At 73.4% G+C, this 23,083-nt stretch carries 20 protein-coding genes; 14 read left to right on the forward strand and 6 right to left on the reverse strand.

The window, feature by feature from the left end:
- Positions 1-45: 45 nt before the first annotated feature.
- Together VM95_RS42255 and VM95_RS03340 are read right to left on the reverse strand one after the other, a co-directional pair.
- The gene (locus tag VM95_RS42255) at positions 46-195 is read right to left on the reverse strand and encodes a hypothetical protein (protein ID WP_157881981.1); all 150 of its coding nucleotides are present in this window, start codon (positions 193-195) and stop codon (positions 46-48) included.
- A gap of 60 nt (positions 196-255) precedes the next feature.
- Positions 256-690, reverse strand: coding sequence for a hypothetical protein (locus VM95_RS03340; RefSeq protein ID WP_045692475.1), 435 nt, complete (start codon positions 688-690; stop codon positions 256-258).
- A 218-nt stretch (positions 691-908) separates the two neighbouring features.
- On the opposite strand from VM95_RS03340, the gene VM95_RS03345 reads away from it, so the two are divergent.
- Positions 909-2,591, forward strand: a complete 1,683-nt coding sequence (locus VM95_RS03345; protein WP_045692476.1) for a GAF domain-containing sensor histidine kinase — start codon at positions 909-911, stop codon at positions 2,589-2,591.
- 90 nt (positions 2,592-2,681) lie between these two features.
- Here the strand turns inward: VM95_RS03345 and VM95_RS38480 are convergent, their stop codons facing one another.
- Positions 2,682-3,896 carry a hypothetical protein gene (locus tag VM95_RS38480; protein WP_052707114.1) on the reverse strand — a complete coding sequence of 405 codons (1,215 nt, stop codon included), beginning with the start codon at positions 3,894-3,896 and terminating at the stop codon, positions 2,682-2,684.
- 395 nt (positions 3,897-4,291) lie between these two features.
- Here VM95_RS38480 and VM95_RS03355 point away from each other — a divergent pair, with 395 nt between their 5' ends.
- Genes VM95_RS03355 through VM95_RS03375 form a run of 5 tightly spaced genes read left to right on the forward strand, consistent with a single transcriptional unit; the run spans position 4,292 to position 9,711 of the window.
- Entirely contained in the window at positions 4,292-5,578 is a 1,287-nt protein-coding gene (locus VM95_RS03355; protein WP_045692576.1) for an amino acid permease, read from the forward strand.
- A 33-nt stretch (positions 5,579-5,611) separates the two neighbouring features.
- Positions 5,612-6,835 (forward strand): arginine deiminase, encoded by a 1,224-nt coding sequence (locus tag VM95_RS03360; RefSeq protein WP_045692477.1) that lies wholly within the window; start codon positions 5,612-5,614, stop codon positions 6,833-6,835.
- 56 nt (positions 6,836-6,891) lie between these two features.
- Complete coding sequence (argF, locus tag VM95_RS03365; RefSeq protein WP_045692478.1) at positions 6,892-7,896, forward strand: ornithine carbamoyltransferase; 1,005 nt, start codon at positions 6,892-6,894, stop codon at positions 7,894-7,896.
- A gap of 2 nt (positions 7,897-7,898) precedes the next feature.
- Complete coding sequence (locus tag VM95_RS03370) at positions 7,899-8,894, forward strand: carbamate kinase (protein ID WP_063773442.1); 996 nt, start codon at positions 7,899-7,901, stop codon at positions 8,892-8,894.
- Between the two features lie 25 nt (positions 8,895-8,919).
- Positions 8,920-9,711: a ribosome hibernation promotion factor gene (locus tag VM95_RS03375; RefSeq protein ID WP_045692479.1), complete on the forward strand. Its 792-nt coding sequence runs from the start codon at positions 8,920-8,922 to the stop codon at positions 9,709-9,711.
- Positions 9,712-9,891: 180 nt separating this feature from the next.
- Here VM95_RS03375 and VM95_RS42260 read toward each other — a convergent pair whose 3' ends face one another.
- Positions 9,892-10,059 (reverse strand): hypothetical protein, encoded by a 168-nt coding sequence (locus VM95_RS42260; RefSeq protein ID WP_157881982.1) that lies wholly within the window; start codon positions 10,057-10,059, stop codon positions 9,892-9,894.
- A gap of 113 nt (positions 10,060-10,172) precedes the next feature.
- Here VM95_RS42260 and VM95_RS03380 point away from each other — a divergent pair, with 113 nt between their 5' ends.
- The 8 genes from VM95_RS03380 (at position 10,173) to VM95_RS03415 (ending at position 20,061) form a co-directional block, all read left to right on the forward strand.
- Positions 10,173-11,033 carry a universal stress protein gene (locus VM95_RS03380; protein WP_045692480.1) on the forward strand — a complete coding sequence of 287 codons (861 nt, stop codon included), beginning with the start codon at positions 10,173-10,175 and terminating at the stop codon, positions 11,031-11,033.
- 244 nt (positions 11,034-11,277) lie between these two features.
- On the forward strand, positions 11,278-13,941 hold the full coding sequence (gene adhE, locus VM95_RS03385) for a bifunctional acetaldehyde-CoA/alcohol dehydrogenase (protein ID WP_045692481.1): 2,664 nt from the start codon (positions 11,278-11,280) through the stop codon (positions 13,939-13,941).
- A 14-nt stretch (positions 13,942-13,955) separates the two neighbouring features.
- Entirely contained in the window at positions 13,956-16,247 is a 2,292-nt protein-coding gene (pflB, locus tag VM95_RS03390; RefSeq protein WP_045692482.1) for a formate C-acetyltransferase, read from the forward strand.
- Positions 16,244-17,002 carry a pyruvate formate-lyase-activating protein gene (pflA, locus tag VM95_RS03395; protein ID WP_045692483.1) on the forward strand — a complete coding sequence of 253 codons (759 nt, stop codon included), beginning with the start codon at positions 16,244-16,246 and terminating at the stop codon, positions 17,000-17,002. Before pflB ends, pflA begins: the two co-directional genes overlap by 4 nt.
- A 120-nt stretch (positions 17,003-17,122) precedes the next feature.
- A complete protein-coding gene (locus VM95_RS03400) occupies positions 17,123-17,572 on the forward strand; it encodes a universal stress protein (protein WP_045692484.1) in 450 nt (149 codons plus the stop codon).
- Positions 17,573-17,642: 70 nt separating this feature from the next.
- Positions 17,643-18,317, forward strand: coding sequence for a CBS domain-containing protein (locus tag VM95_RS03405; protein WP_045692485.1), 675 nt, complete (start codon positions 17,643-17,645; stop codon positions 18,315-18,317).
- Between the two features lie 142 nt (positions 18,318-18,459).
- Positions 18,460-19,428, forward strand: a complete 969-nt coding sequence (locus tag VM95_RS03410; protein ID WP_244178603.1) for a GlxA family transcriptional regulator — start codon at positions 18,460-18,462, stop codon at positions 19,426-19,428.
- Between the two features lie 99 nt (positions 19,429-19,527).
- Positions 19,528-20,061 (forward strand): GNAT family N-acetyltransferase, encoded by a 534-nt coding sequence (locus VM95_RS03415; RefSeq protein ID WP_045692487.1) that lies wholly within the window; start codon positions 19,528-19,530, stop codon positions 20,059-20,061.
- A 126-nt stretch (positions 20,062-20,187) separates the two neighbouring features.
- Here VM95_RS03415 and VM95_RS03420 read toward each other — a convergent pair whose 3' ends face one another.
- Together VM95_RS03420 and VM95_RS03425 are read right to left on the reverse strand one after the other, a co-directional pair.
- Entirely contained in the window at positions 20,188-21,495 is a 1,308-nt protein-coding gene (locus VM95_RS03420; RefSeq protein WP_244178604.1) for an NRAMP family divalent metal transporter, read from the reverse strand.
- Positions 21,492-22,838 (reverse strand): magnesium transporter MgtE N-terminal domain-containing protein, encoded by a 1,347-nt coding sequence (locus VM95_RS03425; RefSeq protein ID WP_244178605.1) that lies wholly within the window; start codon positions 22,836-22,838, stop codon positions 21,492-21,494. Before VM95_RS03425 ends, VM95_RS03420 begins: the two co-directional genes overlap by 4 nt.
- Positions 22,839-23,083 lie beyond the last annotated feature (245 nt).

The following is a 23,083-nucleotide window of genomic DNA, read 5'->3' on the forward strand; positions in this document are numbered from 1 at the left end:
GCTCGGCGGGTCGTCACGGGCGCGGGGCGTCACGGGCGCGGGGCGTCACGGGGCGAACGGGTCCCGGAAGTCGTCGATGACGACGACGCCGGTCGGCCCGTAGGTCTCCAGGGACTCCAGCACCGCGCTCGCCTGGTGGAGGCCGACGGTGCGGGTGACGATCCGGCCGGGGGCGAGGCGGCCGGTGGCGATCATGTCGAGCATCGTGCCGAACCGCTGGGCCGTCCGGACGTCCGGGCGTCCGCGACGGGCGGGTCAGGACGGGTCGGCGGAGGCCTGCGGGAGACGGGCCTCGATCTCCTCGAGGACGGGCCGGTACGCCTCCTCGTACGTGCGCATCCGCGCCGCGCACTCGGCGAACAGCCGCCGGGAGCGGGCGCTGCGGTGGGGCAGCATGCCGTAGCGGAGCAGGCGCACCGAGCGGTGGTCCACCATGAAGCCGGCCTTGCAGCGCACGCCGTGGGCGTGGCGCACGACGTCCTCGGCGTCGCTCAGCAGGCTCTGGTAGGCGTCGTGGGCCGTCTTCCACCGGGCGGCGTCCTGCGGGGTGCCGGGCACCTCGACGCCGCGCACCATCGGCTGGACGACGTCGTACAGGGTGAATGCGAGCCCCTCGGGGACCTCGGCCCACCGCATGGTGCTCCACGGCCACGCGATCAAGGTGTAGGTGCGCTGCTGTACGCGGATCACGCTGTCCCCCCGGAGTCGGTGCGCGGCGGGCGGCCGCCCGGGGGCCAGCGTAGAGGCAGCCGGCCGCGCGGGCCGCCCCACAGGCCCTGGCCTGCGCTCTTGCCGGTCGGGGGAGGAGGCGGCCTGGACGGCGGGCGGTCGGCTTCTGCGAGAATCGACCCGTCCGGGAACCAGAGCGGCAGGAGGCTCGTGTGGGCGGGGACGGAGTGCGGCCGCGGATGCCGCAGCTGCGGTTGGACGAACTCCTGGAGGAGCTCCAGGCGCGGATCGACGCCGCCCGGGGCACCCGGGACCGGGTGCACAGCCTGCTGGAGGCCGTGCTGTCGGTCGGCCGGGAACTGGACCTGACGCAGGTGCTGCGCCGGATCGTGGAGGCGGCCGCCGTCCTGGTGGACGCGCGGTACGCGGCGCTGGGCGTGATCGGGCCGGACGGCGAGACGCTGTCGGAATTCCTCACGGTGGGCCTGTCGGAGGAGGAGATCGCGCGGATCGGCCCGTACCCGACCGGGCGCGGCCTGCTCGGCGAGCTGATCCACCGCCCGGCCCCGCTGCGGCTGGAGGACCTCTCCGAGCACCCGTCGTCGGTGGGCTGCCCGGCGCACCATCCGGTGATGCGGACCTTCCTGGGGGTGCCGGTGCGGGTGCGCGAGGAGGTCTTCGGGAACCTCTACCTGACCGACAAGCAGGGCGGGGAGGAGTTCGACGCCGACGACGAGGCGGTGATCTCCACCCTGGCGGTGGCGGCCGGCGTGGCGATCGACAACGCCCGGCTGTACGAGGAGGCCCAGCGCCAGCAGCGCTGGCTGGGCGCGAGCGCGGAGATCACCCGGGCCCTGCTGTCCGGCGGCTCCCGGTCCGAGGTGCTGGAGCTGATCGCGCAGCGGGCCCGGGAGATCACCGGCGCCGACCTCGCCGACGTCTCCGTGCCGGTGGCCGGGACGGACACCGTGCGGGTGGAGCTCGCCCTCGGCGGCAACGCGGCCGGCCGGACGGGCCTGGTGGTGCCGCTGAAGGGCTCGCTGTCGGGCGAGGCCTGCGCCTCGGGGATGCCGGTGACCACGGCGGACCTGGCCGGCGATCCGCGGCTGTCCGCCGGACCGCGCCGCTTCGACGGGCTCGGCGCGGCGGTCGCGGTGCCGCTGGGCCGGGCCGAGGGACAGATCGACGGGGTGCTGCTGCTGGCCAGGGAGACCGGCCGGCCCGAGTTCACCGACCGCGAGACCGGCCCGCTGCTGGGCTTCGCCGACCAGGCCGCGCTCGCCCTGGAACTGGCCGAACGCCGCCGGGACGCCGAGCAGTTGGCCATGCTGGAGGACCGCGACCGGATCGCCCGCGACCTGCACGACCTGGCCATCCAGCGGCTCTTCGCGACCGGGATGACGCTGCAGAGCGCCGCCCGCTTCATCGAGCACGAGGGGGCCTCGGACCGGGTGCTGCGCGCGGTCGGCGACCTGGACGAGACCATCAAGATCATCCGTTCGACGATCTTCGGGCTCCGCGCCCGCGAGGAGCGCGCCGGGCAGGGCCTGCGGGCCAGGGCCACGCGGGCCGTCGAGCACGCCCAGGCCGTCCTCGGGTTCCCGCCGCGGCTGAGCATGGAGGGCCTGCTGGACACCGACGTCCCGGCGGAGGTCGCCGAGCACGTCGTGGCCGTGCTGGGGGAGGCGCTGAGCAACGCCGCCCGGCACGCGAGGGCGGACCGGGTGGAGGTCGTGCTGCAGGCCACCGGGACGCAGGTCGTGCTGACGGTGCAGGACAACGGCGTCGGCGTCCCGGAGCAGGGGCGGCGCAGCGGTCTGCGCAACCTCGCCGAGCGGGCGCAGGCCCTCGGCGGCGTGTTCGAGGTGACCGCTCCGGTCGGGGGCGGCACCCGGCTGCTCTGGTCGGCACCGCTGGCGTGAGGCCGGGCGGCGGCGGACGGTCACGCGGTGGGGCCCGCCCTCGTCGAGCGGACGAGGGCGGGCCCGGAGCACCCGGGGGCGGGCGGCGGATCAGACGTCGGTCGAGCCGTCCAGGTTGACGTAGGCGTAGAAGACGCCGATGTCGTAGCCGTCCTTCTGGGTGTTGAAGGTGGCGGTCAGGTCGGTGTCCCCGTTGCGCAGGAACGGCGAGATGTCCCAGCGGTTGGAGTCGTAGCCGAAGTTGTTGCGGTTGTACGGGTTCCGGGCGAACTGGTCGGCCGGGGTGAGCTCCTCGATGGTGGAGTTGAAGGCGTCGTTCGGCGCGTGGTTGACGTCCTGGAAGAGCGTCGACGGCCCGTTGGTGGACTTGACCGACAGGGTGTCGCCGGTCCACTTGAGGTCGCCGTCGTAGACGACGAAGCCGAGCTTGCCCCCGACCGGGCCGCTGTGCGGGGTCTGCAGCCCGCCCAGGTGGATGTCCAGCTGCGGGCTGTCCGGCAGTTCGACCTGGAAGCCGTCCCACAGGTGGATGTGGCGCATCGGCTTGCAGTCGTTCTCGTACGCGACCACGATCGTCCAGCCGCCCCAGCTGTGCGGCTTGACCACCGAGTCCATGTTGGCGACGGTGTACGTGCCGTTGCCGGCCTGCTTGACGAGGTCGGTGATGTCGGCGGAGGCCTGGTAGCTGCTCTCCACGTCGGTGGTGATGTAGCCGATGGACGGCTGGTCGTTGTTGACGGCCCGGTACTGCGCCTCGCCCGGGATCTTCAGGTAGACCCCGTCGATCTGGCTCTCCGGCAGCACGGTGTCGCCGATGCCGCGGGTGCCGCCCCAGTACAGCCGCGCGTACTTGACCTTGGAGCCGTCGAGCAGGCCGAGGTCGGCGGAGCTGGCGGAGTAGATCGGATCGCCCTCCGGGCCGATCGAGCCCGGGTCGATGTTGATGTACTTCATCTCGTACTTGTTGTTGATCGGCATCGGGCCGAGGCCCTGGCGGGCCTGCTCGCACGGCACCTGGGCCGGGTCCAGGGGGGCCTTGGTCTCGTCACAGGTCATCAGCGAGTTGCTGATCCGGGTGATGGAACCGTGGAAGTCACCCTGGAAACGGGTGGTGAAGGGCAGCGGGTTCGAGGCGATGGTCGTGGCTCGCGGGTCGGCCTTCGACGAGCCCGAGCCCCGGGCGTCGGCGAGCGTGGGGGCGACCAGCAACTGGCCCGCGGCGGCGGCGAGGGCGGTGCCGACGACGACGGCCCGGCGGGCGGTCAGGCGGGTGGCGGCGGCACGGCTGACGGATGAGGAGGGCATGGGGTCCTCTCGGGACGAAACGGACGTGCATCCCATCGGACCACACCGTTTCGCCACGGACTCGCCGCATTCCGCCACTGGAGAAACGTTCCGGCGGAGCTTCACCCGCGCGGAGGCCCCCGCCGCCCCGGTGGACGCCCGGGACCATCGGGTGGGTGCGGCAGGGACCGCCGGCGTGGGTGACCGGGACGGTCGGCCCCTGGGGCGCGCCGCCCGGCGGGTCGAGGATCTTCAGCGACACCACCGCGAGGACCGGCCCGGTCCCCGGGATCCAGCAGCCGGCGAAGGAGCCCCCGATGTCCGTACGCGACCGCGCAAGACCACCGGAGAGCACGGCGGACGACGGGACGCCCCGGCGCGGCGGGACCTTCGGGCTCCCCGGCGCCACCGCCCTGGTGGTCGGCAGCATCATCGGAACCGGGGTGTTCGCGCTGCCCTCGGCGCTCGCCCCGTACGGGCCGATCGCGCTGGTGGCCTTCGTCCTGGTCACCGTGGGCGCGCTGGCGCTCGCCGTGACCTTCGGCCGCCTGTCGGAGCGGGTGCCGGGCAGCGGCGGCCCGTACGTCTACGCCCGGGAGGCGTTCGGCGAGTTCGCCGGGTTCCTCACCGCCTGGTCGTACTGGATCACGGCCTGGGCCGGGAACGCCGCGATCGCGGTGGCCTGGGTCGGCTACGTCGAGGTGTTCGTCAACAAGGGCCACCACACCTGGGCCTCGATCGCGATCGCCCTGGTGGGCCTGTGGCTGCCCGCGATCGTGAACCTGACCGGGGTGCGCGCGATCGGGGCCTTCCAGGTCGTCACCACCGTGCTGAAGTTCCTGCCGCTGGCGTTCATGGCCACGGCCGGCCTGCTGTTCGTGAAGTCCGGCAACTTCGGGGCCTTCAACGCGAGCGGCGGCTCGGCGCTGGGCGCCGTCTCGGCGGCCGGGGCGATCGCGCTGTTCAGCTACATCGGCCTGGAGACCGCCTCGGTGGCGGCCGGGCGGGTGCGCGACCCGAAGCGCAACGTGCCGCGGGCGACGGTGTACGGCACCCTGGCCTGCGCGGCGATCTACCTGCTCGGCACCCTGGCGGTGTTCGGCACCGTCCCGCACGACCGGCTCGGCTCCTCCGCCGCGCCGTTCACCGACGCCATGAACGGCATCGCCGGCGGGCACTGGGCCGGGAACCTGGTCGCCGTCGCCGCGATCGTCTCCGGGCTCGGGGCGCTGAACGGCTGGACGCTGATCTGCGCCGAGATGCCCATGGCCGCCGCCCGGGACGGGCTGTTCCCGTCCGCCTTCGCCGGCACCCGGGGCCGCGGCGAGGTGCCGGCCTTCGGCATCGTCTCCGCGACGGTGCTCGCCTCGGCGCTCACCGTGATCAGCTACACCCGCTTCACCCGGGTGTTCACCGAGATCGTGCTGCTGAGCGTGCTCACCGCCGTCATCCCGTATCTCGTCTCGGCCGCCGCCCAGCTGTACTGGCTGGCGCAGCACGGCCGGGCGGAACTGGACCGGCGCCGCCTCCTGCGCGACACGGCCGTCACCGTCCTGGCCCTGGCCTTCTCCTACTGGTCGATCCAGGGCAGCGGCTACCAGACCGTCTACTACGGCCTGTTCGCCGTCCTGCTCGGCATCCCCGTCCACATCTGGCTGAAGCGGCCGCACGTCCGGCCGATGACGCCGCGCCACCAGCACTGAGAACCGTCCTTGACCACGAGGGAGCACACCGAGATGTCCACTCTGCGCGTCGACTCGGAGGCCGGCCGCCTGCGGCAGGTGATCCTGCACCGCCCGGGCCTGGAACTCGCCCGGCTGACCCCCCGCAACGTCGACGACCTGCTCTTCGACGACATCCTGTGGGCCAAGCGCGCCCGCGAGGAGCACGACGCCTTCGCCCAGGTGCTGCGCGACCACGGCGTGCGCGTCCACCACTACGCCGACCTGCTCGCCGAGACGCTCGACCTGCCGCCCGCCCGGGCCTGGCTGCTCGGCCAGGTCGTCACCCCCGCCGTCGTCGGGCCCGCGCTCGTCGAGCCGGTCCGGGAGCTGAGCGAACAGCTCGACGGCGCCACCCTCGCCGCGTACCTGATCGGCGGGGTCCTCAAGGCCGACCTGCCGCTGCGCACCCCCCGCAGCCTGCTCTGGAGCACCCTCGGCGAGCAGGACTTCGCCCTCCCACCACTGCCCAACCAGCTCTTCCCGCGCGACAACTCCTGTTGGATCGGCGGCCGTTACAGCCTCAACCCGATGGCCAGGCCGGCCCGCCGGCGGGAGACCCTGCACACCGCCGCGATCTACCGCTTCCACCCGCTGTTCGCCGAGACCGCGCCCCCGCTGCTCGACGGCACCACCACGGCCCCCGGGTTGACCCTGGAGGGCGGGGACGTGCACGTCGTCGCCCCCGGCGTGGTCATGGTCGGCATGGGCGAGCGCACCACCGCGCAGGCCGTCGAGACCCTCGCCCAGCAGCTCTTCCTGACCGGCACCGCGCACCGGCTGATCGCCGTCCGCCTGCCGGAGAGCCGGGCGTTCATGCACCTGGACACCGTCCTGACGATGATCGACCGGGACACCTTCACCGTCTACCCGGGCCTGGCGGACGACCTGCGCTCCTGGACCCTCACCCCGGCGCCCGAACGCCCCGCCGGCTTCGACGTGCGGGCCGACACCGACCTCGCCGCCTCGCTCGCCGAGGCGCTCGGCCTGGACAAGGTCCGCTTCCTGTCCGCCGAGCAGGACGCCCGGGCCGCCGAGCGCGAACAGTGGGACGACGGCAGCAACTTCCTCGCCCTGGAGCCCGGCGTCGTCGTCGGCTACGAGCGCAACACCACCACCAACACGTACCTGCGCAAGCAGGGCGTCGAGATCGTCACCATCGCCGGCTCCGAGCTCGGCCGCGGCCGGGGCGGCCCGCGCTGCATGAGCTGTCCGATCGAGCGCGACCCCGCCAACTGACCACCGAGCCGGCCACCGAGTCGGCCACCGAGCCGATCACCCGAGGAGCAACCGCCATGACCGTCGACCTCACCGGCCGCCACTACCTGCGCGAACTCGACTTCACCGCCGCCGAGATCCACCACCTGCTCGACCTCGCCGCCGAACTGAAGGCCGCCCGGCAGGCCGGCACCGAGACACCCCGGCTGACCGGCCGCAGGATCGCCCTGATCTTCGAGAAGAGCTCCACCCGGACCCGCTGCGCCTTCGAGGTCGCCGCGGCCGACCAGGGCGCCATGACCACCTACCTCGGCCCGGACGGCTCGCACCTCGGCCACAAGGAGAGCATCGCCGACACCGCCCGGGTCCTCGGCCGGATGTACGACGCCGTCGAGTACCGCGGCTTCGAGCAGGACGCCGTCACCGAACTCGCCGCCCACGCCGGAGTCCCCGTCTACAACGGCCTCACCGACCAGTGCCACCCCACCCAGAGCCTGTGCGACGTGTTCACGATGCGCGAGCACGCCGGGAAACCGCTGGAGGAGATCTCTTTCTGCTACCTCGGTGACGCCCGCAACAACACCGCCAACTCCCTGGCGGTCATGGGCAGTCTGCTCGGCATGGACGTGCGCGTCGCGGCCCCGCGCGAGCTGTGGCCCGCCCCCGCGCTGGTCTCCGACTGCCTCCGGCTCGGCCGGGACAGCGGCGCCCGGCTCACGCTCTGCGAGGAGGTCGAGGAAGCCGTGACCGGGGCGGACTACCTCTACACCGACGTGTGGGTCTCCATGGGCGAGGACCACGCCCGCTGGCCCGAGCGCATCGCCCGGCTGCTGCCGTACCAGGTCAACGCCAAGACCCTGGCGGCCACCGGCAACCCCGACACGGCCTTCCTGCACTGCCTGCCCGCCCTGCACGACCGCCGTACCGACCTCGGCGCCGAACTCGCCGAGGAGCACGGGCTCGACGGCCTCGAAGTCACCGACGAGGTCTTCGAGTCGCCGGCCTCGCTGGTCTTCGACCAGGCCGAGAACCGCATGCACACCATCAAGGCGATCCTGGTCGCCACCCTCGGGAGGAAGTGACCATGCGCATCGTCGCCGCCCTCGGCGGGAACGCGCTGCTCCGGCGGGGCGAACACCCCGACGCCGCCGTCCAGCAGCACCACGTCCACGACGCCGCCCGCTCGCTCGCCGAACTCGTCACCGCCGGAAACGAGTTGGTGATCACCCACGGCAACGGGCCGCAGATCGGCCTGCTCGCCCAGGAGAGCGAGAGCGACCCGGAGCTCACCGCGCCCTACCCGCTGGACGTCCTCGGCGCCCAGACCCAGGGCATGATCGCCACCCTGCTCGTCCGCGAGCTCCTGGGCCGGCTTCCCGGCCGGGCCGTCACCGCGCTGACCACCCACACCGAGGTGGACCCGGACGACCCCGCGTTCGAGAGTCCCGGGAAGTTCATCGGCGGGCGGCTCACCGAGCGGCAGGCCAGGGCGATGGAGACCGAGCGCGGCTGGACCACGGCGCGCGACGGTGAACACCTGCGCCGGGTCGTCCCCTCGCCCCGCCCCACCGCGATCGTCGAACTCCCCGCCGTCCGGGCCCTGCTGGCGACCGGAGCGGTCGTGATCGCCGCCGGGGGCGGCGGAGTCCCGGTCACCCGGGACCGGGACACCGGCCTGGTGCGCGGCATCGAGGCCGTCGTCGACAAGGACCTGGCCGCCGCGCTGCTCGCCGAACAGCTCGACGCCGACGCCCTGTTGATCCTCACCGACGTCACCCACGTGTTCACCCGCTTCGGCACCTCCCGCCCCGGCCCGCTGGTCACCGCCACCCCCGGCCGGCTGCGCGAACTGGACCTCCCGGAAGGGTCGATGCGCCCCAAGGCCGAGGCCGCCGCCGCCTTCGCCGAACGGACCGGCGGCCTCGCGGCCATCGGCCCCCTCGACGACGCCCTCGGCACCATCCTCGGCACCACCGGCACCACCATCCGCGCGCTGCCGGCACCCGCGGGACCGGGACCCGAGGCACTGCCGAAGGGACCTTCAGCCCTCGGCCCCGCCGACCGGCACGCGGCAGTCTGAGAACCACCCGCAAAGGAGAACCCTGATGACCCGTCTGCAGAGCCGGCCCGCCACCGAAGTCCTGGTGGCGACCCGCGGCGAAGTCTCGCCGGCCGCGCCCGACTACGCCCGCACCAAGCTGCACGCCGTCCTCGAACGCCTCGACGAGCCGGTCCTCGCGGCCCGGGTGAAGCTCACCCAGGAGGCCAACCACGCCGTCGCCAGGCCGTCGATCGCCCAGGCCGTGATCGACCTCAACGGACGGCCGGTACGAGCCCAGGTCGCCGCCACCACCATGCAGGAGGCCGTCGACCTGCTCCAGGACCGCCTCAACGCCCGGATCGCCCGCGTCCGGACCCACCGGCGGCACCACCACCGCCACCACGCCGAGACGCCCGCGGTCGTGCCCGCGCCCACCGGGCAGGAGCACCGGCCGCAGCGCCGCGCGCTGGGCGTCGAGGAGCGCCGGGTCGTGCGGCACAAGACCTACAGCCTCGCGCGGCAGACCGGCTGGTCGGCGGTGTTCGAACTGGAGGCGATGGACTACGACTTCCACCTGTACACCGACACGGAGACGGGCCACGAGAGCGTCGTCCACCGGGACGCGGCGACCGGCGAGTACCGGATCACCTCGGCCGGCACCACGCCCGACACCGACCCGGGCCTCCCGGTGACCGCCGCCGGCGCCCCCGCGCTCACCGTCGCCGAGGCGGCCGCGCGCCTGGACCTGGGCGGCCTGCCGTTCGTCTTCTTCACGGACGCCGCGACCGGCCGGGGCAACGTCCTGTACCACCGGTACGACGGCCACTACGGCCTCATCACTCCCGTGGACCAGTAACGGGGGTGAGGCCCGGCCGGTCGTGGGGGCCGGACCGGGCCCACGCAGAGCGCCGGGAGCGGGTGGGGCCGCTCCCGGCGCTGCTTTGTGTCTGCTGCCTCGGGGCGTGCCCGTGTCGCGGGCAGCAAGAAGCCCTCCCCGGATCGGCGATCCGGGGAGGGCTTCGAGTTACCGGGGGGCTCAGGCGAAGGCGGTCTTGAGGGCGGCGAGGACGGCGTCGGGCTCGGTCAGGGCGTGGTGCACCGGCGGGACGGGCAGGTCGAGCCCGAGCAGGCGGTAGGCGGTGACGGCCTCGGACCAGGGCCGTTCGGGCGGACCGGGGGAGCGGCAGGGACCTTCGGACCGCACCGGAGGGCTGCTCGGCCCCTGTGGCCCTCCCGGGGCGAGCGGGAGTGTGGAGCAGGACACCGAGGGTCGCGTGCAGCTGCGCCGCGACCGGTGAACGAGGGAGGAGCGTCGTCATGTCGCACGCCGTAGTGGTCGGAGTCGACGGTTCGGAAGCGAGCTGGGCCGCCGCCGAGTGGGCCGCGCGGGAGGCCGAGCGCAGCGGCCGGCCCCTGTGCATGCTCCACGTCGGGGCGCAGGAGGAGTTCGCGCCCACGGAGCCGGACGAGGCCGTCGAGCCCCTGCCGCAGGCGGTGCTCGCCGTCCGGGACCACATCGCGGGCGTCCTGCCGGGCCTGGAGCTCACCTGCCGGCACGTCCCCGGCAACCCGGCGTACGCGCTGGCCGCCGCCGGCTGGCGGGACAGCCTGCTGGTCGTCGGCTCGCGCGGGACCGGCGGGTTCGCCGGGCTGCTGGTCGGCTCGACCGCGCTGCGCACGGCGGCGCGGGCGCACTGCCCGGTGGTGCTGGTGCGGGCCGGGTCGGAGGGCCAGGGGGCCGCCGGCGGCGACGTGCTGGTCGGGCTGGACAGCGTGCGGCCCTGCGGCGAGCTGCTCTCCTTCGCCTTCGCGGAGGCCGCCGCGCGCGGCGCGACCCTGCGGGCGCTGGAGAGCCGGACGTACCAGTCCGGGCCGTACGTGACGGAGGGGCCGGTGGACCAGCGGGAGATCAGGGACGCCCTGGCGGAGGCGGAGCTGACGCGCCTGCGGGACACGCTGGCGCCCTGGCGGGAGAAGCACCCCGAGGTCCGCGTCGAGGCCGAGGTGACGGCGTGGCCGGCCGGGCGGGCGCTGGTGGAGGCGTCCCGGGGCGCCGCGCTGACCGTGGTGGGCCGCCGGACGTCCGGGCTGCACGCGGCCGCGCCCTGGCTCGGCGGCGTGGCGCACGCCGTGCTGCACCACGCGCACGGCCCGGTGGCGGTCGTGCCGCACGACTGAGCCCATCGGCGTGCGGAAAGCGGCCGTGGCACCGACGAACACGTCGGCGCCACGGCCGCCTCGGCGTTTCCGTGCGGGCGCTCGGCCGGGACCAGCGGTCCCCGGAGACGGGACCTTCGACTACCGGGTGTGCCCCTTCGGCAGGGTCCCGGGCAGAGCCGGCCGGGGGAGGGTGGAGGTGGCAGCGCGAGCGGGACAGCCGCTCGCGCGAGCCCTGATGACGAACCGAAAGGTGGTCGTAGCCATGCCCCGTCGCCCGCAGACCGAGGAGCAGCCCTCCTCCGGGCCGGCCCCCCACCCGGACGCGGCGCCGAGCCCCGAGGCCGTCGTCGGCACGCTGGTCGCCGACGCGCTGACGGCGCTCGCCGCGTACGCGGACTACACCCAGGACCAGGTCGACGACATCGTCAAGAAGGCCTCGCTGGCCGCGCTGGAGCGGCACACCGGGCTGGCCGCGCTGGCGGTGGAGGAGACCGGGCGGGGGCTGTTCGAGGACAAGGCGGTGAAGAACGTCTTCGCCTGCGAGAACGTCACCCACGTGATGGCCCGGACGAAGACGGTCGGGGTGGTGCACCGGGACGAGATCGACGGCATCGTGGAGATCGCCGAGCCGGTCGGCGTGGTCGCGGGCATCACCCCGGTGACCAACCCGACCTCGACCACGATCTTCAAGTGCCTGCTCGCCCTCAAGACCCGCAACCCGATCGTGTTCTCCTTCCACCCCTCGGCCCAGCGCTGCTCGGCCGAGGCCGCGCGGATCGTGCGGGACGCGGCGGTCGCGGCGGGCGCCCCGGCGCACTGCGTGCAGTGGATCGAGGAGCCGTCGATGGCGGCCACCCACGCCCTGATGAACCACCCGGACGTCGCCACCATCCTCGCTACCGGCGGCAACGCGATGGTGCGGGCCGCCTACTCCTGCGGCAAGCCGGCGCTGGGCGTCGGCGCGGGCAACGTCCCGGCGTACGTGGAGCGCAGCGCGGACCTGCGGCGGGCGGTGAACGACATCGTGCTGTCGAAGTCCTTCGACAACGGCATGATCTGCGCCTCCGAGCAGGCGGTGATCCTGGACGCGGAGATCCGCGACGCGGCGCTCGCCGAGTTCCGCACGCTGAAGGCCCACCACGCGGACGCGGGGGAGAAGGCGCTGCTGGAGCGCCACCTGTTCGGCACGGGCGACGGCTCCTCCTGCGCCGGGGAGCGGTTGAACGCCGACGTGGTGGGCCGCTCGGCCGCGCAGATCGCCGAGGCGGCCGGGTTCGAGGTGCCGGCCGACACCTCGGTGATCCTCGTCGACTGCGACGCGGTCGGGCCGCGGGAGCCGCTGACCCGTGAGAAGCTCTGCCCGGTGCTCGCCGTCCTGACCGCTCCCACCCGCCGGGAGGGCGTCGAACTCGCCCGCGCGATGGTCGAGTTCAACGGCCTCGGGCACTCGGCGGCGGTGCACACCGAGGACGCGGCGTTCGTCGAGGAGTTCGGGCACGCCGTCAAGGCCTGCCGGATCATCTGGAACGCGCCCAGCTCGCAGGGCGGCATCGGCGACGTCTACAACGCCTTCACGCCCTCGCTGACCCTCGGCTGCGGCAGCTACGGGCACAACTCGGTGGCGGGCAACGTCTCGGCGCTGAACCTCGTCAACATCAAGCGGATCGGGCGGCGCAACACCAACATGCAGTGGTTCAAGGTCCCGCCGAAGATCTACTTCGAGCGCAACTCGGTCACGTACCTGGCCAGCATGCCGAACGCGCACCGCGTCGTGGTCGTCACCGACCGGACGATGGTGGAGATCGGCCACCTGGAGCGGGTGCGCGCCGTGCTGGACCGGCGTCGCGAGCCCGTCGAGGTCCGGGTCGTCGACTTCGTCGAACCCAACCCGAGCATCGACACCGTCCGCAGGGGCGCCGAGCTGATGCGGGACTTCGCGCCGGACACCATCGTGGCCCTCGGCGGCGGCTCGCCGATGGACGCCGCCAAGGTGATGTGGCTGATGTACGAGCACCCGGAGGTGGAGTTCGCGGACCTGAAGGAGAAGTTCTTCGACATCCGCAAGCGCGCCTTCACCTTCCCCGACCTGGGGGAGAAGGCGAAGCTGGTGTGCATCCCCACCACCTCGGGCACCGGCAGCGAGGTCACCCCCTTCGCCGTCATCACCGACACCGCCACCGGCCAGAAGTTCCCGCTCGCGGACTACGCGCTCACCCCGAGCGTGGCCATCGTCGACCCGGCGCTCACCACCCGCCTGCCCCAGCACGTCACCGCCGACTCCGGCTTCGACGCGCTCACCCACTGCATCGAGACCTACGTCTCGGTCTACGCCAACGACTTCACCGACGGCCTCGCCCTCCAGGGCATCCGGCTGATCTTCGACCACCTTGAGGAGGCCGTCACCAACGGCCCGGACAACCCGCTCGCCCGCGAGAAGATGCACAACGCGGGCACGATCGCGGGCATGGCCTTCGGCTCGGCCTTCCTGGGCGTGGTCCACGCCATGGCGCACACGCTCGGCGGGACCTTCCACGTCGCCCACGGCCGGACCAACGCCCTCCTGCTGCCGCACGTGATCCGCTACAACGGCGCGGCGCCCGCCAAGGTCACCGGCTGGCCCAAGTACGGGAGCTACCAGGCCCCCGAGCGCTACCGGGCGATCGCGCGGATGCTCGGCCTGCCGGCCGACACCCCCGAGCAGGGCGTGGAGTCCCTCGCCGCGGCGGTCGAGGAACTGCGCGACAAGGTCGGCATCCCGCGCTCCTTCAAGGACGCGGGCGTCGACGAGACCGCCTTCCTGGCGGCCCTGCCGCGGCAGGCGATGAACGCCTACGAGGACCAGTGCGCCCCGGCCAACCCGCGGATGCCGATGCTCGCGGACATGCAGCAGCTGATGCGCCAGGCGTACTACGGCGACCAGGCCTGAGAGAGGACACCGAGATGACCACCTCGCAGCAGCACGAGCGCACCACCGACGAGCGCACCGCGGACTCCCGCACGGCCTGGGACGGCTTCCGGGGCGGCTACTGGCGGGACGCGATCGACGTCCGCGACTTCATCCAGCACAACTACACCCCCTACCGGGGCGACAGCGCCTTCCTGGCCGGCCCGACCGAGCGCACCCTGGCGGTGTGGCGGCGGATCACCGACCGCTTCCCCGAGGAGCGCGCCAAGGGCGTCCTCGACATCGCGTACGACACCCCGTCGAGCATCACCGCGCACGCGCCCGGATACATCGACCGGGAACGGGAGTTGATCGTCGGCCTGCAGACCGACGCCCCGCTGAAGCGGGCGATCATGCCGTACGGCGGCTGGCGGATGGTCGCCGGCGCACTGCGGACCTACGGCTACCCCGTGTCGCCGGAGCTGGAGAAGGTCTTCACCGAGTACCGCAAGACCCACAACGACGGCGTGTTCGACGCCTACACCCCCGAGATCCTGGCCGCCCGCAAGGCCGGCGTCGTCACCGGGCTCCCGGACGCCTACGGCCGCGGCCGGATCATCGGCGACTACCGCCGCGTTCCGCTGTACGGCGTGGACCGGCTGATCGCGGCCAAGCGGGCCGAGAAGGCGGCGCTCGACCCGGCGCCCGCCGACCCGGCCCTGGTCGAGTCGACCATCCGCGAGCGGGAGGAACTCGCCGAGCAGATCAGGGCGTTGGGCGAACTGAAGGAGATGGCCGCGGCCTACGGGTACGACGTCTCCGGCCCGGCCTCGACCGCCCGCGAGGCCGTCCAGTGGCTCTACTTCGCCTACCTGGCGGCGGTCAAGGAGCAGAACGGCGCCGCGATGTCGCTGGGCAGGACGTCGACCTTCCTCGACGTCTACCTCCAGCGCGACCTGGATGCCGGTGTCCTGACGGAACGTCAGGCACAGGAGCTGGTCGACGACTTCGTCATCAAGCTGCGGATCGTCCGCTTCCTGCGCACCCCCGAGTACGACCAGCTGTTCTCCGGCGACCCGACCTGGGTCACCGAGTCGATCGGCGGCATGGGCCAGGACGGCCGTCCGCTGGTCACCCGGACGTCCTTCCGCTACCTGCAGACCCTCTACAACCTCGGCCCGGCGCCCGAGCCCAACATGACCGTCTTCTGGTCCCCGCAACTCCCGCGCGGGTTCAAGGAGTTCTGCGCCAAGGTGTCGATCGACACCTCCAGCATCCAGTACGAGTCCGACGAGCTGGTGCGCCCGCGCTTCGGCGACGACACCGCGATCGCCTGCTGCGTCTCCGCCATGGAGGTCGGCAAGCAGATGCAGTTCTTCGGCGCCCGGGTCAACCTCGCCAAGACGCTGCTCTACGCGATCAACGGCGGCCGGGACGAGCTGACCGGTGCCCAGGTCGGCCCGGCCACCACCCCGGTCGGCGGCGTGGTGCTCGACTACGGCGAGGTCCTGGCCCGGCTCGACCAGCAGCTGGACTGGCTCGCCGAGACCTACGTCCACGCGCTGAACGTGATCCACTACATGCACGACAAGTACGCCTACGAGCGCCTTGAGATGGCCCTGCACGACCGGGACGTGCGGCGCACCATGGCCTGCGGCATCGCCGGGCTCGCCGTGGCCGCCGACTCGCTGTCCGCGATCAGGTACGCGAAGGTCAGGCCGGTGCGGGACGAGACCGGGCTGGTCACCGACTACCTGGTCGACGGCGACTACCCGGCCTACGGCAACAACGACGACCGCGCCGACGCGATCGCCGTCCGGCTGGTCGAGGAGTTCATGGCGAAGGTGCGCCGCCACCCCACCTACCGGGGAGCCGAGCACACCCAGTCCGTGCTGACCATCACCTCCAACGTCGTCTACGGCAAGAAGACCGGCAACACCCCGGACGGCCGCCGGGCCGGCGAGCCGTTCTCGCCCGGCGCCAACCCGATGAACGGGCGGGACCGCCACGGCTACGTGGCCAGCGCGCTGTCCGTCGCCAAACTGCCCTACGAGCACGCCGAGGACGGCATCTCGCTCACCAACACCGTCACGCCGGACGCGCTCGGGCGCACCCCCGAGGAGCGCGTGCACAACCTGGTCGGCGTGCTGGACGGCTACACCACCTGCCGCGGCTTCCACATGAACGTCAACGTGCTCGACCGCGGCACCCTGCTGGACGCCATGGAGCACCCGGAGAGGTACCCGCAGCTGACCATCCGGGTCAGCGGCTACGCGGTCAACTTCGTCCGGCTCACCCGCGAGCAGCAGCTCGACGTGGTCAACCGCACCTTCCACGGCTCGCTGTGACGGCCGCGCCCACCGCCGCCGCGCCGGTCGCCGGCAGGCTCCACTCCTGGGACCTGTCCACCGGCGTGGACGGCCCCGGCACCCGCTTCGTCGCGTTCCTCTCCGGCTGCCCGCTGCGCTGCCTGTACTGCCACAACCCCGACACCTGGCACCTGCGCGACGGCCGGCGCGCCGACGCGGACGAGATCCTCGCCGAGGCCGCCAAGTACGTCGAGTTCATCCGCGCCTCGGGCGGCGGCGCCACCGTCAGCGGCGGCGAGCCGCTCCTCCAACCCGTCCTCACCGGCGAACTCCTGCACCGCCTCAAGCACGAACTCGGCCTGCACACCGCGCTGGACACCTCCGGCTTCCTCGGCGCCCGCGCCACCGACGCGCTGCTCGCCGACACCGACCTCGTCCTGCTCGACATCAAGTCCTGGGACCGCGCGCTCTACCGCCACCTCACCGGCCGGGAACTCGCCCCCACCCTGCACTTCGCCCGCCGGCTGGCCGGCCTCGGCAAGGAGGTCTGGGTCCGGTTCGTCCTCGTCCCCGGCCTGACCGACCCCGCCGAGAACGTCGAGGGAGTCGCGGCCTTCACCGCCTCGCTCGGCAACGTCACCCGGGTCGACGTGCTGCCCTTCCACCGCCTCGGCCTGGCGAAGTGGCGCGCCCTCGACCTGGAGTGCACCCTGGCCGGCACCCCGCCCCCCACCCGCGAGCGGACGGAGGCGGCGCGCGCGGTGTTCGCCGCCCACGGCCTGCACGCCGTCTGACCCTCCCGCGCCGGCCGGGTCGGGGCTGAAGGTCCCTGCGGTCAGGGCCCGTTCGGACCTTCGAGGCCGCCGCCGGAATCCGGATCCTGGATGCACACGAGAAACCGAGGGAGAACAACCATGAGCGAGCAGAACGCGTCGGAGCAGCCGCGGATCGTGGTCGGTGTCGACGGGTCCCCGGCCTCGGTCGACGCGCTGCGCTGGGCGGTCGGCCACGCCCGTGCCCGGGGCGCCGTCGTCGTGGCGCTGAGCGCGTGGCAGTACCCGGTGGCCACCGGCTGGGTCGTGCCGGTGATGGAGTACGAGGACCTGTCCGGCAGCTACCGGAAGATCCTCGACGACTGCGTCCGGCAGGTGGCGGACACCGACCCCGAGGCGGAGGTCGAGGCCCTGGTGGTGGAGGGCGGCGCCGTGCAGTGCCTGCTGGACGCCGCCCGTGGCGCGGAGCTCCTGGTCGTCGGCAGCCGGGGCCACGGCGGCTTCACCGGCGCCCTGCTCGGCTCCGTCAGCCAGCACTGCGTCCAGCACGCGCCCTGCCCCGTGGTCGTGGTCCGCCACCCCGAGGCCTGACCCGCCCATCCCCTGAACCCCGTACCCCGACACACGGCCTCGCCGCCGACCGGAAAGGAGTGACCCGACCATGCGACACCGGATCGTGGGAGAACTGATGACCTCGGCCGTCGTGCACGTGCGGCCCGACACCGGCTTCAAGGAGATCGTCCGCCTGCTCGCCGAGCACGACATCACCGCCGTCCCCGTCCTGGACCACGAGGACCGGCCGCTCGGCGTGGTCTCCGAGGCCGACCTGCTGCTCAACGAGGCGGCCCAGGAGGACCCGGCCGGACTGCTGCTCGCCCCGAACCTGCCGCCCCGCGAGCGCGCCCGCAGCCGGGCGACCACGGCCGTGGGCCTGATGACCGGCCCGGCGGTGTGCGCGCGCCCGGAGTGGACGGTGGTCGAGGCGGCGCGGCTGATGCAGGGCGAGCGCGTCAAGCGGCTGCCCGTCGTCGACGAGGCCGGCCGCCTGGTCGGCATCCTCAGCCGTAGCGACCTGCTCCGGGTGTTCCTCCGGCAGGACCGGGCGATCCGCGAGGAGATCCGGGCGGAGGTGCTGCGCCGGACCCTGAGCATCGAGCCGGACACCGTGGACGTCCGGGTCCAGGACGGCTGCGTCACCCTCACCGGAACGGTCGGCGACCGCAGCCTGGTCCCGGTGATCGAGCGCCTGTGCCGCGGCGTGGACGGCGTCGTCGACGTCACCAACCGCCTCGGCCACCGTGCGGACGCCTGCGTCGACCCGTCCTGGGCGGGCTGACCCGCCGCAGCGACCGGCACCGGTCGCCGTCGAATCTCGACGGCGACCGGTGCCGGTCGCGCGTTCGGTGCTCAGTGCTCAGTGCTCAGTGCTCAGTGCTCAGGAAGGGTTCTTGACCGCGAGTTGCGCCATGCGTGTTGCGATGGCAGCCGTCGACGGCGTCTTCGACTCGGGGCTCTCGGCGATCATGGACGTGCTCGGTACGGCGAACGCGTTGAGCGGGCGGGACGACGGCGCACCGCCGTTCTCGGTCACCGTGATCGGCGCGGGCCCACAGGTCCGCACCGGCAACGGGCTGAGCCTGGCGACCGTCCCGGCCGCAGAACTCCCGCACGGAATCGACCTGTTGCTGATGCCGGCGGTGGGCTTCCAGGCCCCCGAGCGGGTGGTCGCGGCGGTCCGCGAGCCCGCCAACGCCTGGCTGCTCGACCTCGCCGAGGCCTCCGCCGCCGCCGGGACGGCGCTGGCCGCCGCCTGCAGCGGAGCGTTCTTCCTGGCCGAGTCCGGCACGCTCGAACAGCAGCGCGCCACGACGAGTTGGTGGCTGGGCCCGGCCTTCCGCGCCCGCTACCCCGCCGTCGTGCTCGAGGACTCGCGCACGCTCGTCCAGGACGGCTCCGTCACCACCGCGGGCGCCGCCTTCGCCCACATCGACCTCGCCCTGTGGGTGGTGCAGCGGCACAGCCCGGCCCTGGCCGACCTCGTCGCCCGCTACCTGCTGATCGGCGACCGGCCCTCGCAGGCCGCCTTCGCCCTGCCCACCCGGCTCGCCCAGGCCGACCCGCTGATGACCGCCTTCGAACGATGGGCCCGCGCCCACCTGGCCGACCCGCCCCCGCTGGCCGAAGCCGCCCGCGCACTCGGCGTCAGCCTGCGGACCCTCCAGCGCACCGCGCAGACCGTCCTCGGCAAGTCGCCGCTGGACTTCGTCCAGGACATCCGGCTCGACGAGGCGACCTTCCTGCTGCGCACCACCGCCCTCAGCGCCGAGGCCATCGCCGGCCGGGTCGGCTACCGCAACGTCAGCACCCTGCGCGAGCTCGTCCGCCGGCGCCGCGGCTCCTCCCTCGAAGCGCTGCGCCGCGGCGCCGGCGACGCTCCCGCGCCGTAGCGGAGGCTCTACCCGCACGCCGCGAGCGCCACCCGGGCGTCCGCCTCGCCGGTCGATAATCGGTGGCCGAGGCGGCGCCCCCGGTGTTACCAATGCGTCATGTTGCAGGGCGCTCACATCACCCTCCGGGCCCGGCACGAGGCCGACGTCCCCGTGCTCCAGGCCGAGCTGTACGACGACGTCGAAACCCGCGCGCGGGCCGACTCCCGGCCGTGGCGGCCCGTCCCGCCCGGGGCGGCGCACTCGCCGTACGCGGTCTCCGGGCCGTCACCCGAGGTCGCCTGCTTCTCCGTGGTCGAGACGGCCACCGGTGAGCTGGCCGGCGAGGCCCTGCTCTGGGGCATCGACGCCCACAACCGCACCGCGCACCTGGGCATCTCCCTGCGCCCCGGCCACCGGGGGCGAGGGCTCGCCGCGGACACCGTCCGGGTGCTGTGCCACTACGGCTTCGTGGTGCTCGGGCTGCACCGGCTGCAGCTGGAGACGCTCGCGGACAACACGCCGATGCTCCGGGCCGCCGCCGGGGCGGGCTTCACCGTCGAGGGCACGCTGCGCCGTTCGGCCTGGGTGTACGGGGAGTTCGTGGACGAGGTCGTCCTCGGCCTGCTCGCCGAGGAACACCGGCAGCACTGAGCCGAGCACCGCCCGTCCGCGCCCGTGCGGGCGGCTGCGGTGGCGGCGTGGACGCGGGTGAGTGCGACGGCGATGCCGAGGTGGTCGCGTCCGGCGAGGTAGCCGCGGGCGAGCGAGGCCGTGGGCTCAGGCGAGGTCGAACCAGCCGAGGACGGTCTGGGCGAGCAGGATGGTGGACATGGCGGCCACGCCGACGACCACGGCGGTGGCCGCGATGCGGTAGCGCGGGCTGTTGGCGGCCTCGCCGAGGACGGAGCGGCGGTTGGTGAGGACGAGGAGGTAGACCAGGACGATCGGGCTGATCAGGCCCTGGAGGACCTGGGTGCCGATGAGCAGCTGGATGACGTCGACCGGGGTCAGCGCGACGATCGCGCCGAGGGCGATCTGGGCGGTGAACAGCCCGAGGAACAGCGGGGCGTCGCGGAAGCTGCGGGAGACGGAGCGCTCGACGCCGGCGGCCTCGCCGACGGCGTAGCTGGCCGAGAGCGGTACGACGGCGCCCGCCAGCGCGGAGGCGCCGATCAGGCCGAAGGCGAACAGGAGCTCGGCGCCGTGCCCGGCGACCGGCTTGAGGGCCTCGGCGGCCTGTGCGGCGGACTCCAGGGGCCCGGTGCCGCCGATGGCGGAGGCGGTGGCGATGATGATGGTCAGGCTGATCACGCAGGCGAACACGGCGCCGAGGACGGCGTCGGCCCGGATCAGCTTGTAGTCGGCGGGCTTGGCGCCGCGGTCGACGACCCCCGCGGCGGCGTAGAACTGCATGTAGGGGCTGACGGTGGTGCCGATGAGGGCGACGGCCAGGAGGATGAAGTCCTTGCTGGGTTCGATGTGGGGGACGGCGAGGTGTTCGCCGACCTGTCCCCAGTTCGGGTGGCCGAGGACCATGGCGACGGGGTAGGCGAAGAACGCCAGCGACATGATCAGGAAGATGCGCTCGGCCCACTTGTAGGAGCCGAACAGCACCAGGGACCAGAGCAGGACGGCGGCGGGCGGGATGACCGCCCACTTGGGGATGCCGAGGAGCTCGAAGGCGGCGCCGATCCCGGCGAACTCGCTGACGACCAGGCCGGTGTTGGCGAGCAGCAGACAGAAGACCGCGAGGGCGGTCAGGCGGAGGCTGAACTGCTCGCGGATCAGCGCGCCCAGGCCCTTGCCGGTGTGGGCGCCGAGGCGGACGGCCATCTCCTGCACCATGACCAGGGCGACGGTGACCAGCACCATGAAGAACAGGGTGCCGTACGTGAACTGGGAGCCGGCGCTGGCGTAGGTGGCGATGCCGGCCGCGTCGTTGCCGGCGTTGGCGGCGACCAGGCCGGGGCCGGCGACCATGGCGACGGCGCCGATGCGGCGAAGGCGCCGACGGCGGCCGGGTGTTGTCGCGGGGGTGGGCGGTGCGGCGGCGGGAGCGGGGACGGTGTCCGGGTCGCGGGTCACTTGAGGAGTCTCCGGAAGTGCAGGCGCCCGCGCTCGGGCAGCAGGGAGTCGAGGATGTCGTCGGCCAGGACCCGGCCAAGTGGGCGCCCGGTGTCGTCGACCACGAGCAGGGAACTGGCCCGGGCGGCGACCAGCCGGTCGGCGGCCTCGGCGAGGCGGGTGTCGGGCGGGACGGCCACCGGCGGGCCGAACTGGGCCAGCCAGGCCACCAGGTCCGCGACCAGAGCGGTGTCCTCGGCGACGGCCAGGTCGAACAGCGGGAGGTCGCCGAGCAGCCGGCCGTCCTCGTCGATCACGGTGACGGCGTCGATGTCGGTGCGGTGTTCGGCCTGCGCGGCCAGCTCCGCCCGTACCTGGGCGATGGTCTGGGCGGGGCGGGCGGTGACCAGCAGGGTGGTCATGGCGCCGCCCGCGGTGCCCTCGCGGTGGGTGAGCAGGGTGCGCAGCTCGGCAGCCTCGGGGGCGGGCATCCGGGCGAGCAGGGTCTCGCGCTCGCCGGGGTCGAGGTCGCGCAGGGCGTCGGCGGCCTCGTCCGGTTCCATCTCGTCGACCAGGCGTGCGGCGTGCTCGGGCGGGACTTCGCGGAGCAGGTTCTCCAACTCGGCGGGTTCCATCTCCTCCAGGGCGTCGGCGGCGTGCTCGGGCTCCAGCCAGCCGAGGAGCTGCTGGCGTTCGTGGCGGCCGAGGTCCTCCAGGATGTCGGCGAGGTCGGCCGGGCGCAGCTGGTGCAGGGCGGAGCGGGAGGCACGCAGCCGCACCTCGGCGGGACCGTGGGTGGCCTGCTCGCCGAACGGGGCGACGGACTGCCAGTCCAGGACGCGGTCGGGGGTGGGGCGGACCTGCCAGCGGCGGGGGCCGAGGCGGCGCAGCAGGGTGGGCAGGGAGACGTCGACGCCGACCAGGACGGTACGGTCGGCCAGCGGGGCCAGGTAGAGGTCGGCGGCGCGGGTGACCTGGACGCCGTCGACGTCCACCAGCTGGTGGTCCATCACATCGCGGGCGAGCAGCGCCTCGCCGGGGCGGCGGTTGAACTCGCGCAGGTCGACGCGGGCGGTCCGCAGCCGGACCTGTCCGGTGAGGACGCGTTCGACCTTGCCGGCGCGGACGAAGGCGCGGCGGCGGCCTATTCGGATGATCAGGCCGGTGATCGGCGGGTAGGGGTCGGGTCCGTAGAGGCGGGCGACGAGGTCGACGACGCGGCCGACCTCCTCACCGGCCTGGTTGGTGACCGGGCCGCCGATCAGCCCGGCGACGGAGACCAGTGCGTCCCGGACGGTTCGGGTGGCGCAGGCGCGGCGTGCGACCTCGACCCTGCGGTCGCGCAGCCGAGCCGTGGCCGACATGAGCAAAGTGGCGGTAGCCACGAGGAACACCCCCTGGGGCCCCGGCGGGAACGGGGCGACGGGCAGCCCGGAACACGCCTGTCCGTCCCTGACCACAGCAGCACGCGGGCTCCTCGCGCACCGGGGCACCCTGTTCCGGCGACGCGGGACGGGGACGGGCGGGGCGGCAAGGCCGACGAGGTCAGGGTTGGAGAGGCTGTCCCAGGCCGCGGACGGACGGCGAGGACGACGAGGACAACACGGTC

The organism is Streptomyces rubellomurinus, assembly GCF_000961885.1.
Classification (GTDB): domain Bacteria; phylum Actinomycetota; class Actinomycetes; order Streptomycetales; family Streptomycetaceae; genus Kitasatospora; species Kitasatospora rubellomurina.